The sequence below is a fragment of the Virgibacillus dakarensis genome, assembly GCF_900155625.1.
In the GTDB taxonomy this organism is placed as follows: Bacteria; Bacillota; Bacilli; order Bacillales; family Amphibacillaceae; genus Lentibacillus_C; species Lentibacillus_C populi.
This window is the reverse complement of the sequence record NZ_LT732553.1, coordinates 783,913-799,960: the sequence shown is the minus strand read 5'-3', so window position 1 is coordinate 799,960 and position 16,048 is coordinate 783,913. Positions and strand designations below refer to the sequence as shown.

Here is a 16,048-nt window from a genome sequence, read left to right as displayed (position 1 = left end):
ATAGTGGGAGCAAACATCTTACTAGAGAAAGGATGAATAATTGTGTCAAAAAAGGTTTGCATGGTTGTTGCTTATCATCCATTTCTGGACGCAAGGATTTTTAAGAAGGAAGCAAAAAGCTTACAAAAAAAGGGATATAATGTGACAATGATAGTTCCGAGAAAAAATGGACATTTATTCGATATTGATGGTACCCCATTTACAAAAAGCTTCAGAAATAAAGTTTTCACCCATGAGGGAATTAAGATTGTCACTTATGATTCGGAGAGTTGCAGGAACCACTTAAATAAAGTCCTAAACACCGAAGACGTTTGGGAAAAACAGGGGTTTAACAATCCCTTAACCAAACTCGCTATCCAAGAAGACGCAGATATCTATCATACCCACGAATACCTTTCCCTCTTTGCAGGAATTGGTATAAAACGATTGATAAAGAAAAGAAAAGGAAAACATGTAAAGTTAATTTATGATAGCCATGAGTTGACACCTGACCCTTTAGACCCTCGCTATTCCGAGGAAAAAAGAAAGATTTTGGAACAAAAACTTCTTTACATGCTTGAAGAAGTAGATTATATCATTACTGTTTCTGATTCAATTAAATCATGGTATATAGCTCATAAACCGAACGTGCCTGTGGAAGTAATCTATAATTCCCCCCCACTTACCAAAGACTATGCACCTAAAAAGTTCGATAACGCCGAATTCATTACTTGTTATGTAGGGAACGTTGATGCTAAAAGAGGAAACAAAGATAAGGTTATAGGCATTTCTGAAATATGCTCAAAAGCAATCGATTTCCAATTCAAAATTATTGGAGGAACTCGATTTGGTGATTCCTTTTTAATACCGAAACACCTTCAAAATGTCATCCAGTTAACCGGATGGGTTGATTATCATTCTATTCCCAAGCATATGAAAGATGCTGATGTTGGCTGGATTGATATAGATGATGTTAATCAATCCCTTAATCGAGACTACTCATTGCCAAACAAATTTTTTAGCTATCTAAATAACGGGATACCCGTCTTAGTAAATAAATGTCATGAAATGGAAGACTTTATCCGTAAGCATCAATGTGGGTTTGTTGTCGACAAAACGCAGGCTACAGCTCAGGATTTCGCAGACGCTTTAATTTTTCTTCATAATAATAAAAGCAAATTAACACAAATGAGTCAAAATGCTCGCAAAGTAATGGAGCGTCTATATTCGTGGGAAAAGATGGAGGATCGATTATTTCAAATTTATCAACATCTGGGGAACTGACAACCGTAACTTGTCATGAAGGAAAGGGGGGAAAAGGTGCGCGTATTGCATATTCCTGAAGGCGGATTACCAATGATTAATTTATGTCGGGCATTAAGATCAACAGGTGTTACTGCTACCGCGTGTCACTTTTACGCAAATCATTTTAACTTCCAATCAGATGTTTGTCTAAACTTGCAAGACATACCAGAACATTTACGGGAAAAAAAAATTAACCAGTATTTTAAAAAAGTTATAAAGGAATATGATATCTTTCATTTTCATTTTGGCGGGACCTTTTTCCCTGATAAAAGGGATTTAAAAATATTGAAACGAGCGGGTAAGAAAATGGTTGTCCATCACCGCGGTTCCGATGTGCGTCTATTATCGGCAGCAAAAAGCCAAAATCAATTCGTCCGTGTTAAACCAGAATGGACAGAGGAAAAAATCAAAGAAAACTTAGCACAACTATCCAAATATATTGACCATGCTATTGTGCAGGATTATGAATTAGAAACCTATATTAATGATTATTATAAGGAAACGCACGTTATTCCACATATCATTGATCATAATGAGCTTCAACCAAATTATCCAAAAGGTAAGGCAACACCTCTTATTGTTCACGCTCCTACAAAACGTGATTTAAAAGGAACAGAATTTATTTTGGAAGCTGTGAAACAATTGAAAAATTCCGGAGTTTCCCTTGAATTTAAATTAATTGAAGGCATGGATCATCAGGAAACAATAAAACTTTTAGCAAAGGCTGATATCGTTATTGATCAGCTAAGAATTGGTTCCTATGGTTATCTCAGTACAGAGGCGATGGCATTGGGAAAACCGGTAATATGCTATATAAGGGAAGATCTAATAGATAAATATCCTGCAAAACTTCCAATTGTTAACGCAAACCCGGATAGCATTACCACTGTTTTGGGGAATTTGATCAATACCCCTAATCAATGGAAGAGTTTGGGTGTTAAAGGAAGAGCTTATGCTAAACAACATCATAGTGCACAGAAGGTAATTAATCAGTATATTGAGGTTTACAAAAAATTATAAGGAACTGTTTTTCAATATAAGGTGAGGTGAAATATTTTGGAATCAAAATCAATCAATAATTTTAAAGTAGTAATACATGATCGGTTTGAAGCTGTAGGGAAAAAGATTGAGGATGAATTATTTATACCGCTCTCATTAATAGAAAAGGGATTCAATATCGTAAAATTATGGAATGAAAAAGAGAAAATGTTAAAATTAAACGTGACCAACTCAAAGGTATCAGATATTGAATCCTATAATCATAACGGAAATTACTTGAGTTATGATAAAAACAGGGTTGAAAGCTGGAATGTAAAATTCACTTCTGAAGGAATACCGAAAACAGTTTATTCCCATGGTACACATTATAATCCATCTACTATCGCTCAATATGGTTTACAACATTATAGCCTATATTTAAAAAATAATGACCAGGATAGTAAAAACAAATTCTTAAAAGTGGCTAATTGGTTTGTAAATCACCAAGATTCCAGAGGCGGTTGGGCATATATATTTGATCATAACTTTTTTTCCAGCAGACTAAATAAACTAAAAGCCCCATGGTATTCAGCCATCGGTTTAGGTATGGCAATGTCGGTTTTATCTCGAGCAACTTTTCTAACAGAAGATAATAAATATAGTATTTGTGCATTAAAAGCTAAGACCCTTTTTAAAACGCCATCAACTAACAATGGTGTGCAAGCCAAATTTGAAAATAAATTTCTATTCTATGAGGAATGTCCAACAGATCCTCCAAGTTATATTTTAAACGGTTTCATGTTTGCCTTGATTGGCTTATATGATTTGTATAAAACAACAGGCGATAAGGAAGCAAAATGGTTATATAAAGAGGGAATCACTTCACTAAAAAGAATGCTTCCTTTGTATGATTTAGGGAATCGGTCAGCATATGACTTAACCCATTATACAACGGATGGAGGATTTCCAAATGTTGCAAAGTGGGGATATCATATTATGCATATTCATCAGCTATCTGCATTAAATTCAATCGAGAAAGACGCGAAAATCAATGCAACATTACTAAGATGGAAAGGGTATTTGCAAGGAGAAGTAAAATAAGGTCATATGTAAAATGAGGTGAGACTTAGTCACCTCATTTTCATTGTGATAAATTCTTTTTGTGTCTGAACAAATTTAATGATCAATGGGTATTCCCTTTACTTCTTTTAACCAATTTACAGTATTCACTATGCCATCTTTAAAGGAAGTTTTTTGAACCTTACCAACCATATCTTGCAGTTTTTTTACCGAACCTCGATGGCTTTGAACATCGGCCGTTCGGGCGGACCTTTTAAGAACAGTTCCTTGATAATTCATAACATCAATTATGGTTTCCACAACCGTCTTAATCGTGGTTTGCTGGTCTGTTGTAATGTTTACACATTCACCGGGAGGAATAATAGGAAAGACCTTTAACACGATATTAGCTGTATCTTCAACATAAATAAAGTCTCTTGTTTGCCTGCCGTCTCCATGAATCTCCGGAGCATCACCTTCAAGAATCTTTTTAATTGTAGTCGGGATTACCCCAGCCAGCTCTCCTTCAAAGTTTTGCCTCGGTCCATAGTTATTAAAAGGACGAACAATAAAGGCATCTAAATCGAACATTCTTACATAAGATTGCAACATCAAATCGGCCGAAGCCTTCCCTGCTGCATATGTGGTCAAAGGAACAAGCGGATGTCCTTCATCCATAGGTTGATATTGGGCTGAACCATATGCCTCTGAAGAAGAAAAATGACATAATGTTTGAAAGGCATTCTTTCTCTGCAGCTCCAATAAGTTTTTCATGACAATTACGTTTGTCAAAAAAGCATTGGAAGGATTAATAAAAGAATAATTTAATGGTTTGGTAGCACAGTTAAATACAATGTCAATATCATATTTTTCCATGATGTAGTCAAGCACTTCTTGATTCTCGGCATCATCCACATGAAAAATTGCTCCTTTATTTAAGGCGTGGTTTAAGTTTTCCTTTTTTCCAATAAAAAGATTATCAATAATTATTACTCTTTTTGCCCCCTCTGTTATTAGATTATCTACCAAATGACTACTAATAAAACCGGCGCCACCAACGACTAATACAGTGCTATTCTCAATTGATTGTCGCTTCAATCTTTGTCCATTCCTTTCTACTATTTTATCTAAAAGTTTAATCGAGATTGCCCGCCATCTACAGTTACCGTTGTTCCGACTACCCATGAAGCCTTATCGGAAGCTAAGAATACTGCAACATTTCCAATCTCTTCTGTTTTTCCAAGTCTTTCTGCTGGTATTTTATCGTGGGCGTATTTATCAAGAAAGTTGGAATCAAGTGCTAACCTCCGTTGCCATTCCTCATTTGGATGGTAAATGGCACCCGGAGAAATTCCAACTACCCGAACATTATTTTTTATTGCCTCCGAACTAAATGCTTTTGTAAAACTGATTAAAGCAGCTTTTGAAGCGTTATATGAAGGTAAACCTCCGGATTCTTTTCCATAAATTGAGGAAATATTTATAATAACCCCTCCCCCATTACCTATCATGTGTTTACTTGACAATTGGCATAAATGAACCCCAGCAATAAAATTTAGTTCCATCGCTTCCTCAAATATATATGGGGGTGTATTAAGAACCGTACTGCCATGGCTAGCCCCCATATTATTAACAAGAATGTCAATGCCATTAAACTCATTAATAAATTCCTTTATTAGCTGCTCTCTATTTTCATATTTTGAAAGGTCTTTTTGGTAGATTTCTACTCCTAATTCTTGCTTAGCTAGTAAAAGTTCTTTGTTATTTCTAGCTACAATTCCGACCTTTGCCCCCTCGTCAAGAAAAGCCTTAGCGATCCCCTTTCCAATCCCTCTTGATCCTCCAGTAATTAACACCTTTTTCCCTTTAAGATTTAAATCCACCTTTGTCTCCTCCTAAAATGGACATATCTATTTATATCTGTATGAATAATTCAATAAAGTTGTTAATACGTTAATACTATGTGGTGAAGAGAAAATAAGTTTTATCTGTACAGTGTTTCACCTTTATAATCAAAAGAAAGGACAGGTACATTTGAGAGTACTTCATATTTCTTATGGTTCTCCTATGATTGAATTGTCAAAGGCATTACGATCAATGGGAGTGCAGTCTACATCTTGTCATTTTAATGAACATCCTTTTAAATTCAAACCTGATATATGTTTGAAACTCAATTTACTTCCAGAAACGGAAAGGTATACCAAAATAAAACAGTTTTTACAAGAATCGATACAAACGTATGACATCTTTCACTTTCATTTTGGAGAAACATTTTTCCCCGATAAAAAGGACTTGGAAATTTTGAAACAAGCTGGCAAGAAAATGGTTGTCCATCATCACGGTTCAGACATTCGGCTTCTTTCGGTAGCCAAAAAAAACAACCCCTATGTTCGGGTAAAACCTGGGTGGACAGAAGGAAAAATAAATAATAGCTTAGCTGTTTTGTCCAAATATATTGATCATGCAATTGTCCAGGATCATGAGTTAGAGAGATATATCTCAGATTCATATAAGTATATCCATGTGATTCCACATATCATTGATCACAATGAACTACAACCAAATTATCCAAAAGGTAAGGCAACACCTCTTATTGTTCACGCTCCCACAAAACGTGATTTAAAAGGAACAGAATTTATTTTGGAAGCTGTGAAACAATTGAAAAATTCCGGAGTTTCCCTTGAATTTAAATTAATTGAAGGCATGGATCATCAGGAAACAATGAAACTTTTAGCAAAGGCTGATATCGTTATTGATCAGCTAAGAATTGGTTCCTACGGTTATCTCAGTACAGAGGCGATGGCATTGGGAAAACCGGTAATATGCTATATAAGGGAAGATCTAATAGATAAATATCCCGCAAAAATTCCAATTGTTAACGCAAACCCGGATACCATTACCACTGTTTTGGGCAATTTGATCAATACCCCTAACCAATGGAAGAGTTTGGGTGTTAAAGGAAGAGCTTATGCCAAACAACATCATAGTGCACAGAAGGTAATTAATCAGTATATCGAGGTTTATAAAAAATTATAAGCCCATAAATGATTTAGCAGAAAGGAGGTGAGTTTTTCTCACCCCATCAATTTTCTCCAAAGCTTTTCATGAGGATATCAACTATTTTTTTTGAAGTACTTCCATCCCCAAAAAGCGGTACATATTCCTTGGGGACTTGAAGTGCCTTTACTGTATTGACGATTTGCTGCGTATCTGTACCGACCAAGTGATTCCAGCCTGCCATTACAGTTTCTACCCACTCTGTCTCATCTCGTAGCGTAATACAAGGAACCTGAAGCATGTAGGCCTCTTTCTGTAATCCTCCAGAGTCCGTTAAAATAGCATTTGCCTGCGAAGCAACAGCTAACATGTCAAAATAGTGTAGCGGCTCTACGATTTTAATAGACGAAGACGAAATGAAATCGGTAAAATTGAATTGGTTTATTTTACTTTTGGTCCTGGGGTGTAGCGGGAGGACAACCTCCATGTTTACCTTTTGAAAAGCTTCAAGTATCGATTTTAAGCGTTCGGGGTCATCCGTGTTTTCACCCCGATGAATGGTTGCCAGATAGTAGTTATTTTTGGAAAGTGATAACTCGTTTAGTATGGACGATTGTTTTAAGGCATGATGTTTAAAATGCAGAACAGCATCATACATGATATCGCCCGTGAGATATACTCCCTTTTCGATCCCTTCCCTTTTTAAGTTCTCAATAGCAGTATTCGAAGGACAAAACAACCAATCAGAGAGATGATCCGTGACAATTCGATTAATCTCTTCAGGCATACTTTTATTAAAACTGCGCAATCCGGACTCTACATGCGCTATTGGAATATGAAGCTTTGAAGCTGTCAGGGATCCGGCTAGCGTTGAATTGGTATCGCCATATAGCAATACGATATCTGGTCTAACAAGGAGCATCACCTTCTCCAAATCCATTAACATTTTACCTGTTTGTTTTCCATGAGATCCAGACCCTACCCCTAAATAATAATCTGGTTTTGGCAGCTTTAATTGGTTAAAGAAAATGGCCGACATATTATCATCGTAATGTTGTCCAGTGTGTACGATAATTTCTTCCATTTTCGAATCAGATCTTATCATTCTAGACAACATACATGCCTTTATAAATTGCGGTCTTGCTCCGATAACCGTTAAAATTTTCATTTTTTTCTCCTTTCCATAAAACGTTTAATCCATTTTATTCGCCATTCTATTTGTGGTTCATTAACTTGAATTTGGTCTTACTTATTATCACTTTCCGAACATGATTTTACATGGACGCAAATATCATAGAGAGTAGGTAATGAATTACACATGAACAAAGGCGCAAGCGCCCGTTTAGCGACGTATGGACTGGACTGAGCCGTAGGAGATAAAGGAAACACGGTGAGCTGAAAGCGAACCGATGTTGACTTATCGTACGGAGGTGAGGGAAGTCCACTAGTCGCTGGGCGCTGGAGCCGGACGTGGCTTACCCTGCTGAGAGCAGAATAAAGCCAAAATTTATATACTTTCTTAGCTTTTAAAGAAAGTGCAGGAAAAACGTAAAGCGTGAGTTGGAGGATCATAATGCCTAAAAATGTTTGTATTCTTGTATCGGAACATCCTTTTTTAGACGCACGAATTTTTAAAAAGGAAGCCAAAAGTCTTAACAAACGAGGTTATCGGGTAACAATGATTGTGCCCAGAAAAGATGGTTACCTGTTTGACGTAGATGGAACTATCTTTCACGACCGTTTTCGCTCCCCTACGTTTTTTCATGAAGGTATTAAAGTGGTTACTTATGAACAGATAGATCCAGAAAAAAATATCAAAGGTCTGCATCACAATCTCCGTTCTGGAAGCGATTCACGTTTTAATGATCCGTTAACACAATTGGGAATAAAGCAACAGGCAGATATCTATCATGCTCATGAATTTTTCTCACTTTATTCTGGCGTCGGAATAAAGCGTGCCCTAACAGCAAAAGGGAAGAACTGCAAATTAATCTACGATAGCCATGAATTAGAACCAGACCCGCTGGTTAAACAGGCGCAAAGCACACAAAAGCTGAAACGTGAAATGCTTGCGTATATGTTAAAAGAGGTAGACTACGTGATTACGGTATCCGAATCGATTAAATCATGGTTTCATTCGATAAACCCCAAGACTCCGGTTGAAGTAATCTATAATTCCCCGCCATTAACATCCGAATATAACCCAGGTCAAGGCAAAGGAAAGGATCTGCTCATCGGATTTGAAGGTGTACTCAATGCGAAACGTGGGAGTTTTAAAAAGCTGATGAATATTGCCGAAACGTGTAACAAGGACTTTGACCTGAGAGTAAGGATTATAGGCGGACGAAAAAATCCAGCCAAAGATAAGGCCCATCCTGTTCCTTCTCGGTTAGAAAGCAAAGTGGAATTTACTGGATGGGTAAATTATGATGCCATTCCGAAAGCTATGCAAGACGTTGATATTGGGTGGATCGATCTGGATGCGGGATATTCCCTAAATAATCGCTATGCTATGCCAAATAAATTCTTCAGCTATTTGAATAATGGCATACCCGTACTGGTTAACCAATGCAAGGATATGGAAAATTTCATCCAAACCTATCATTGTGGCTATATAGTCAAAAAACAGCAGGCAACAGCTGCTGATTATGCTCATGCACTGAGCGAGCTTCACAGCAATCGCAGGGAAATTATCAAAATGAGTACAAATGCCCGCAAGATAATGGAAACACATTTCAGCTGGGGACATATGGAAAAAAAGCTGTTTTCCATTTACAGCCGATTTAAGCAATAACGTATACATATACTACCCGGCTCGTAAAACTTACTTGATATTGTCAATAAATCAAGCTACACCCCAACAAAACAGTCCAATCATTTTATTTTTCAACTACATAAACTGTTAATAAATTTGTTACGATCATAGAAATGAGGTTGAAATAGAATGATAGATCAAAGCCAGTCACTGTCGAATGTGGCAGTTATCGGGCTCGGCAAGATTGGGCTGCCATTAGCTGCTGTGTTTGCCAATCATGGATGCCATGTTTTTGGTGCAGATATTAACAATGACGTCGTAAATGCTGTCAATCAAGGCAGATCCCATATTAACAATGAGCCAGGATTAGATCAGCTAGTCGCAAATGCGCATAAAGATAAAACATTAACGGCTACGACCAAAAGCACAGAAGCCGTTTCCCAAGCAAATATAATTGTTGTGATTGTTCCCGTATTAATTGATCAGCAAAATAATACCGATTACCGCTTTATTGATCAAGCGGTTGAAGACATAGCCAGGGGGATCAAAAAAGGCTCGTTAGTCATTTTTGAAACAACACTTCCACCAGGGGATACACAAAATCGGTTCGGAAAAAAAATAGAGGAAGTTGCCGGATTGCGTTTAGGCGAGGACTTCTATCTTGCTTATAGTCCCGAAAGAGTTTACTCCAATCGAATTATTGAAGATTTACAGCACTATCCGAAAATCATTGGCGGAATTAACGAGAAAAGTGTTGAACTTGCTGCAAACTTTTACAAAAAAACACTTCGTGGCGAATTAATCAAAGTAAGTTCATTGGAAACGGCAGAATTCGCCAAGGTAGCAGAGTGTGTGTATCGTGATGTGAATATTGCACTCGCAAATGAACTTGCCCAGTTTGCCGATGAAAAAGGAGTGAATATCTCAGAAGTGATCGCAGCTAGCAATAGTCAACCCTATTCACATATACATTCCCCTGGTATTGGGGTTGGCGGACACTGTATCCCAATTTATCCCTACTTTTTTATCAACAAAGGCTTAGACCAGGGGCTAACGACTCTGTCACGACAAATCAATGATAACATGGCAAATGATGCAATTTTAAAAATTGAAAAAGAGCTCGGATCCCTGACGAATAAAAATGTGCTTATTTTAGGGTTATCCTATCGGGAAAATGTCAAGGAGCCAACCAAGTCTACCACATTGTTATTAATTGATTTACTGCAAGATAGAAATGCAAATCTTTTCGTAAATGATCCACAGTTTTCCGATCATGAAATTACCGAATTTGGTGTTCGTCCGTTATCATTGGATGATCCTGTTGTTTCCAAAATAGATGTAGTGATTCTCCAAGCCTTTCATTCAGAATACGCCGATCTTGGGTTTAGGCAATTTAGCAACTGTCAGCTGGTTTTTGATGGAAGAAATAAACTAAACAAAGAACAGATTACCACGTTGGGCATTGATTATCAAAGTATCGGAAATGCAAGTAAAGGGATGAATTAAACATGCAAAATAATAAATTTGAACAGATACCAATGGTTGATTTGAAAGAAGAGGCTAAATTGTTAAGAAATCCCCTCTTAACCGAATTAACCGAGGTTTTAAATAGTGGCGGATATATATTAGGGGAAAAGGGGAAAAAACTGGAAGAGGTAACCTCCAGCTATTTAGGAACATCTTATAGTCTTGGAGTAGGAAATGGTACCGATGCCCTTATATTAGCTTTAAAAGCATTAGATATTGGACCAGGAGATGAGGTCATCACCACCCCATTTACCTTCTTTGCGACTGCCGAGGCAATTGCACAAACTGGGGCAAAACCGGTGTTTGTTGATATTGAGGAAACCACTTACAACATTGACCCCGAAAAATTGGAAGAAAAAATAACCCATCATACAAAAGCAATTATGGTCGTTCATTTATTCGGGCAGGCGGCTAATATGCAGGAAATAAAGCGAATTGCAAGTGACAATAACTTGTATGTCATCGAGGATGCCTGTCAAGCCTTTGGAACCGAGTACCATGGAAAAAAAGCAGGCGCAATTGGGGACATCGGCTGTTTCTCCTTTTTTCCGTCCAAAAATTTCGGTGCATTTGGTGATGGCGGGCTTGTCACAACAAATCAGAAGGTATGGTATGAAAAAATAAATATACTCAGGAATCATGGGAGCGAACAGAAATATCATCATGCAGCAATTGGTATGAACAGCCGGCTTGATGAATTTCAGGCAGCAATTTTGCTTACCAAATTTATTTATTTAGACTCCTATTTGCATAAGCGAATAGAAATCGCCAGAAGATACACGCACAGCTTCAACAATCTTTTTAAAACACCAGCTATCCCGGAAAATCGAAGGCACACCTTCCATCAGTACTGTATCGAATTAGACAAACGGGATGAGCTTGCAAAGGAACTAAATAATAACGGCATCGCCTCCGCTATTTATTATCCGATTCCGCTGCATTTGCAAAAGGCTTTTCACTATCTTGACTATCAGAAGGGTGATTTCCCGATTGCCGAAAAAGCAGCTCAAAGAATATTAGCGTTGCCAATTTCCCCCACCCTTTCCGTTGAGAAACAGGACTATATTATTTCAGTAGTCAAAAAGTTTGCCGAGAACAATGGGTAAAACACATATCCATTGTTCTCCTCAGTCAATGACTATTGATTTTATAAAGTCATTCCACTTCTTATTGTTGATTTTCGTAATGCTATCCTGATGTTCCCGTATGTTGTACACGGTAAAGTCACGGTAGCTAAATCGGGAATCCTTTATTAAACGGCATAATACACTTACATCTTCATACAGCCTGCCATTTTCAAAAGTGATGACAGGAAATCCCCCTGCCTTTTGTAAAAACGATGTTCGGTATATTCGAGGACCAAGGGGAAAACGATACCCTAACAAATCGTTTAGGCCATTGACAGCTTTTCCTTTGGCAACACCTTTAAAAAGTACATCCACTTCATTTTTTAACTGTTTCCATCTCCGCAAATTGCCGTACAACACCGAAACATCGTTCGGAAGGTCTGATAAATTTTGCTTTATAACAGAAATGGCGTCAGGATCAAGCCAATCATCAGCATCAAGCTCCAATATAAAATCAGATGTAACATGCGGTAACAAATCGTTTAATGCCCTTGCTTTTCCCTCATTTGTTTTACGAAATACAAGCACTTGCTTTCCATTATCCCAGCGCTTTAGTTGTTCAAGTGAATTATCCGTTGATCCATCGTCCATGACTAGAACCTGTTGAGGTTGTTCACTTTGCATGAAACAGGAAGCAATAGCTGTTTCTACATATTTCCTCATATTATAATTTGCTAGCAAAACAGTAATGGCCGGGTGATCCGTTTTTATTTTTTGTTGCTGATATTTCTGGATAAATTGCTGCTTCTCTATTGTATTTGCAGCATTATTTTTCCTTGCTTGTTTGATGATACCTTCCTTCTTAATTATAAAGGCAGTGTCCATTTTGCTAAGCCAAGCAGGTAAAAGTGCCTCCTTAAAAGGCAGCTGATAGCTGGACATAAAACGTTCCTGTTTTAGCAACACTGTGGGGACTAATAATGGCCAATGGGTAACAATGTTGCGATGACAATGTAGTGTTGCTAAAATCGCTTTTTTGTTTGGGATGTGGAGGGATCCATCATTAATGTTAGCAGTCAGGTAGTCTGAATCATGAAGAAATAACACATATGGACTTGTTACCCCGTCAATAACCGTATTCAAGGTTTCCCCAAGGTCGTTATTTTTGATTGTAACAAGCTGAACTTGCTCAAACCAATTTTGTTGATTTTGGAAGGAACTATTTTGCGCTTGGACAATGATAATGGATTCCAACCTGGAGCGTATTTCTTTTAAAGAGACGAGCGCCTTTTGCAATAATGCCTGATCGGTATATTGAACAAGAATAGCAGTAATGTCTTTCAATTATAAAACTCCCTCTTCTACATCGTTTTAGCTAAACCGTATACATTTTATTGTATTCTCCTTATCAAAAGGCGTTCCGATAAGAGCCCCCTCTATATGGAAAAGTCGGTTTAACGTTTGGTGCGCAGGGATGGAACTACATGTCAGCCATAATCAGTTGAATCACTCAACATCTCAATCAAACTTGCAAACAGTTTTCATTGCTACCCCCTTTCCTAATTCTCTTCTACATCTGTCACCTAAAAAGACATCGCGGTTGCTTTTTGCTAGTATCACTTTTCCAAATTGGTCAAATCCACCTGCAACTTGTAACATGGGTAGGAAAATCTAATGTTGCTATAGTAACCTGTCTTTGATTTAATTCCATTTATGTTTTATGTACTTTTCCAAAAAGTGCCCAACGATACCGCAAATAATTCCAAAAAGAAGCCCATTGAATATAGGACTGGATAAGAATGTAAAAAACCGGATATGGACGAGGAAGTAGTGGTGATAATAAACGCCAACATTCATCCCAACGACAAATGCAATAAAAAAACCCGTTAAGTACGTCTCTTTAGGAGGATCTTTCTCCTCTTGCTGATAATTTATAATAATTGCTTTGTTATAAGCATGCCAAATTGAAAAAGCATACGTAGACGGATAAAATAACCCCCATTGATGATCGAAAATATCATGAGCCCTTTGTGCCTCTCCATGAAAAGAATGAAGAATAGACATATTTAAACTGGAAAAACCATTAAAAACAATTTCCAATATTAAAAGCAGTGTACCAAAAAAATACTGTCCGTTATAAAACTGGCCGAAACCAGCCATTATGATCGACCACAATAAAGCTGCCACAGGAGATTTATATTCTTTATTCGGTTTCATACAATCCCTTCTATCGCTATGCCTCATTCAAAGTAATGTCGCTATCCATAGTTCTGTGTTTAAGGATCGTTACATCAATAGAGATCATCTTTGGCTGTTGTCGGGGGAAGCTATATCTGCAGCTTCTTTACTAGCTTATTTAGGCTTACATGTCTAATCATCATCCTCTTTATTTAGTAAGTCCATTCCTGAATACGTATTGATACCCCCTATAAAGCCGCGTGCCCCAAGAAAATAAAGCGTAAGCGAAATGAGATTATGTACTACGGACCATCGAATCCATCGAATGAGACGCGTTTTTCGTTCCAACAACCATTCAAAAGCAGTCATCGGTACACTAAATAAAAATGCTTTACCAATAATGGAAGAACATTTCGACTTTGATGTTGCTTTTATAAAAAGCGTACAGGCAATGGGTAGCATTAAAAAATCAAACAAGATGCTTTTATCACTAAATCGTTTAAACAGCCGGACAGGATACTTTACTCGACGGGTTTTGACCATAAATTCATCAAGTAAATTCGCTAAAAACCCAGTCAAAAAGAAAGTGATCAGCAAATTCTTTGAAGGCTTCCTAAATAAAATAGGTAACAGACCGAGCCCCAATGCAAAAAATCCTCGTAAAATAATTTTTTCCATGATGACAATCCTTTCTTACTTGGATCATTTTTACTTGTTGATCATTCCATAATATGCCCAATAAGAAGGAACAGTATGAATAACATAGTGTTTGTATCGTTGTATGAAGTCAAAAGAATGGAATATGGATACGAAAGATAAGCGTAAATCTGTGGTGTGTACATCCTTAGATTATCATTTATAGTGGTGATTTCCTGAATAGCAATATCCTTTACAGCCATATCCTCCATAATGTAAAACAGCACCCTGTGATGTTTCTCCTGGGGTTAGTCTTATTTGTTTTCCCTGTTCCATCAAAAAACCTCCGTTAACTTTTTTGCTAGTTATCTTTGTAACCTGGGTTCCCGGAAAATTATACCTAGGATTCTTTAAAGCCGTATAAATAAAGGATCCTTGAATTATTTTCGTCAACACATAGGTTAATTTATACCTATGGAGCCAAATGAAGAATCCAGTGTTATTAAGGGTTTCAAGCGCCTAGGTATAAAAAACCGGGAATCCAGGTTGTAATTAAATGCAAATTATGCAGAAGGAGAATATCCTAGTATTGAACAATCTTATTCAATACTACATATCAAGTCCATAATCAACTGGATCCATCAACATCTTTATCAAACTTTCAAACAGTTTTCGCTGCTCCACTCTCTCCCAATCCTCCTCAACATCAGCCATCAGCCACATCACCTCATCTAAAAAGACATGCTCAATTGCTTCTTGCCAGAATTGCTTTTCTAAATTGGTCAACTGGACGTTTGCCTTATATCCATTCAGAAAAAGCTTCCATTGCCGAGGTGTAAAGATTGTATCCGGGGCAGTCGACAGTTCATTATGAAATAACAAAAGGGCTAATGCCAAGTCAAAAATACGGGGAATCCATATTGCATTATCGGGATCAATTAAATAGGGTTCTGGTGTATAAATCAGGTTATTTGCCTTGAAATCGTGTGGTGTTGCAATAGACGGCAAATTGCTGTTTTTAAAATTATTTTGTTGTCTGACGATTTCCAGCAGCTTTTGTTTTAATTCCATGCTGTCGATAATAATGTTATGTTGTTCGGCACTACGTTCAATATCTTGCATACTTTCTTCTACTTCGTCGTCCGTAAAATCAAAGACATCATATTCTGCCAAAGAAAACGTGTTTTCCTTTGGAGACAAAGAATGAATACGTCCCAGTAATTCACCTGCCTCTACAATTTCCTGGTCTTTACCGGAATAGGTAAACCCCTTGATGAACGGATAAACGACATATGTATCATTACCGATTTTTTGCGGATTTGCTGTAGCCAGCGGGACAGGGGTTACGACCTGAATCCCGTTTTCTTTTATTGAGGTGGTATAGTTTGTCAAACATTTTGCACGCCTTTGCGTTCGCTTAACAATGACATCTCCCTTTTGATAAGGGACACGAAAAACGGGCGAAAAAGGATAGATACTTACTGGTTCCTCTTTTATCTGCAAACCAAATCGTTTTACTATATCCTTTGCATTCATCTTAATCCCCCTTTTTATAAGTCTATAGTAA

General features: G+C 37.4%; 14 protein-coding genes. 7 read left to right on the top strand and 7 right to left on the bottom strand.

Annotated elements, in window-relative coordinates; all coding sequences use genetic code 11:
• Window positions 1-42: 42 nt before the first annotated feature.
• From CZ382_RS03980 to CZ382_RS03970, 3 genes are read left to right on the top strand one after another with little or no spacing between them, the layout of a single operon-like run.
• Entirely contained in the window at window positions 43-1,263 is a 1,221-nt protein-coding gene (locus CZ382_RS03980) for a glycosyltransferase (protein WP_235000389.1), read from the top strand.
• Between the two features lie 36 nt (window positions 1,264-1,299).
• Window positions 1,300-2,304: a glycosyltransferase family 4 protein gene (locus tag CZ382_RS03975; protein ID WP_088049925.1), complete on the top strand. Its 1,005-nt coding sequence runs from the start codon at window positions 1,300-1,302 to the stop codon at window positions 2,302-2,304.
• Between the two features lie 36 nt (window positions 2,305-2,340).
• The gene (locus CZ382_RS03970; protein ID WP_088049924.1) at window positions 2,341-3,363 is read left to right on the top strand and encodes a D-glucuronyl C5-epimerase family protein; all 1,023 of its coding nucleotides are present in this window, start codon (window positions 2,341-2,343) and stop codon (window positions 3,361-3,363) included.
• 75 nt (window positions 3,364-3,438) lie between these two features.
• Here CZ382_RS03970 and CZ382_RS03965 read toward each other — a convergent pair whose 3' ends face one another.
• Window positions 3,439-4,419, bottom strand: coding sequence for a dTDP-glucose 4,6-dehydratase (locus tag CZ382_RS03965; protein ID WP_088049923.1), 981 nt, complete (start codon window positions 4,417-4,419; stop codon window positions 3,439-3,441).
• 29 nt (window positions 4,420-4,448) lie between these two features.
• A complete protein-coding gene (locus tag CZ382_RS03960; RefSeq protein ID WP_088049922.1) occupies window positions 4,449-5,204 on the bottom strand; it encodes an SDR family NAD(P)-dependent oxidoreductase in 756 nt (251 codons plus the stop codon).
• A 151-nt stretch (window positions 5,205-5,355) separates the two neighbouring features.
• Between CZ382_RS03960 and CZ382_RS03955 the strand changes: the two genes are divergently transcribed.
• Window positions 5,356-6,357: a glycosyltransferase family 4 protein gene (locus CZ382_RS03955; protein ID WP_088049921.1), complete on the top strand. Its 1,002-nt coding sequence runs from the start codon at window positions 5,356-5,358 to the stop codon at window positions 6,355-6,357.
• A gap of 46 nt (window positions 6,358-6,403) precedes the next feature.
• On the opposite strand, the gene wecB is transcribed toward CZ382_RS03955, so the two are convergent.
• Window positions 6,404-7,486, bottom strand: coding sequence for a non-hydrolyzing UDP-N-acetylglucosamine 2-epimerase (gene wecB, locus CZ382_RS03950; RefSeq protein ID WP_088049920.1), 1,083 nt, complete (start codon window positions 7,484-7,486; stop codon window positions 6,404-6,406).
• A gap of 405 nt (window positions 7,487-7,891) precedes the next feature.
• On the opposite strand from wecB, the gene CZ382_RS03945 reads away from it, so the two are divergent.
• The 3 genes from CZ382_RS03945 (at window position 7,892) to CZ382_RS03935 (ending at window position 11,706) form a co-directional block, all read left to right on the top strand.
• Window positions 7,892-9,112: a glycosyltransferase gene (locus CZ382_RS03945; RefSeq protein ID WP_088049919.1), complete on the top strand. Its 1,221-nt coding sequence runs from the start codon at window positions 7,892-7,894 to the stop codon at window positions 9,110-9,112.
• Window positions 9,113-9,262: 150 nt separating this feature from the next.
• The gene (locus CZ382_RS03940; protein ID WP_088049918.1) at window positions 9,263-10,579 is read left to right on the top strand and encodes a nucleotide sugar dehydrogenase; all 1,317 of its coding nucleotides are present in this window, start codon (window positions 9,263-9,265) and stop codon (window positions 10,577-10,579) included.
• Window positions 10,580-10,581: 2 nt separating this feature from the next.
• A complete protein-coding gene (locus CZ382_RS03935; RefSeq protein WP_088049917.1) occupies window positions 10,582-11,706 on the top strand; it encodes a DegT/DnrJ/EryC1/StrS family aminotransferase in 1,125 nt (374 codons plus the stop codon).
• A gap of 21 nt (window positions 11,707-11,727) precedes the next feature.
• On the opposite strand, the gene CZ382_RS03930 is transcribed toward CZ382_RS03935, so the two are convergent.
• The 4 genes from CZ382_RS03930 to CZ382_RS03910 all read right to left on the bottom strand — a co-directional run bounded on the left by CZ382_RS03930 (window position 11,728) and on the right by CZ382_RS03910 (window position 16,017).
• A complete protein-coding gene (locus CZ382_RS03930; protein ID WP_088049916.1) occupies window positions 11,728-13,011 on the bottom strand; it encodes a glycosyltransferase family 2 protein in 1,284 nt (427 codons plus the stop codon).
• Between the two features lie 357 nt (window positions 13,012-13,368).
• Window positions 13,369-13,884 carry a hypothetical protein gene (locus CZ382_RS03925; protein WP_088049915.1) on the bottom strand — a complete coding sequence of 172 codons (516 nt, stop codon included), beginning with the start codon at window positions 13,882-13,884 and terminating at the stop codon, window positions 13,369-13,371.
• 153 nt (window positions 13,885-14,037) lie between these two features.
• Window positions 14,038-14,523, bottom strand: a complete 486-nt coding sequence (locus tag CZ382_RS03920) for a CBO0543 family protein (protein WP_088049914.1) — start codon at window positions 14,521-14,523, stop codon at window positions 14,038-14,040.
• Between the two features lie 567 nt (window positions 14,524-15,090).
• The gene (locus tag CZ382_RS03910) at window positions 15,091-16,017 is read right to left on the bottom strand and encodes a phosphotransferase (RefSeq protein WP_088049912.1); all 927 of its coding nucleotides are present in this window, start codon (window positions 16,015-16,017) and stop codon (window positions 15,091-15,093) included.
• Window positions 16,018-16,048 lie beyond the last annotated feature (31 nt).

Excerpts from the sequence above, each read along its gene's own strand:
- wecB (WP_088049920.1), bottom strand. The coding sequence starts at position 7,486 with ATGAAAATTTTAACGGTTATCGGAGCAAGACCGCAATTTATAAAGGCA.
- CZ382_RS03910 (WP_088049912.1), bottom strand. The coding sequence starts at position 16,017 with ATGAATGCAAAGGATATAGTAAAACGATTTGGTTTGCAGATAAAAGAG.
- CZ382_RS03940 (WP_088049918.1), top strand. The coding sequence starts at position 9,263 with ATGATAGATCAAAGCCAGTCACTGTCGAATGTGGCAGTTATCGGGCTC.
- CZ382_RS03920 (WP_088049914.1), bottom strand. The coding sequence starts at position 14,523 with ATGGAAAAAATTATTTTACGAGGATTTTTTGCATTGGGGCTCGGTCTG.
- CZ382_RS03925 (WP_088049915.1), bottom strand. The coding sequence starts at position 13,884 with ATGAAACCGAATAAAGAATATAAATCTCCTGTGGCAGCTTTATTGTGG.
- CZ382_RS03935 (WP_088049917.1), top strand. The coding sequence starts at position 10,582 with ATGCAAAATAATAAATTTGAACAGATACCAATGGTTGATTTGAAAGAA.
- CZ382_RS03945 (WP_088049919.1), top strand. The coding sequence starts at position 7,892 with ATGCCTAAAAATGTTTGTATTCTTGTATCGGAACATCCTTTTTTAGAC.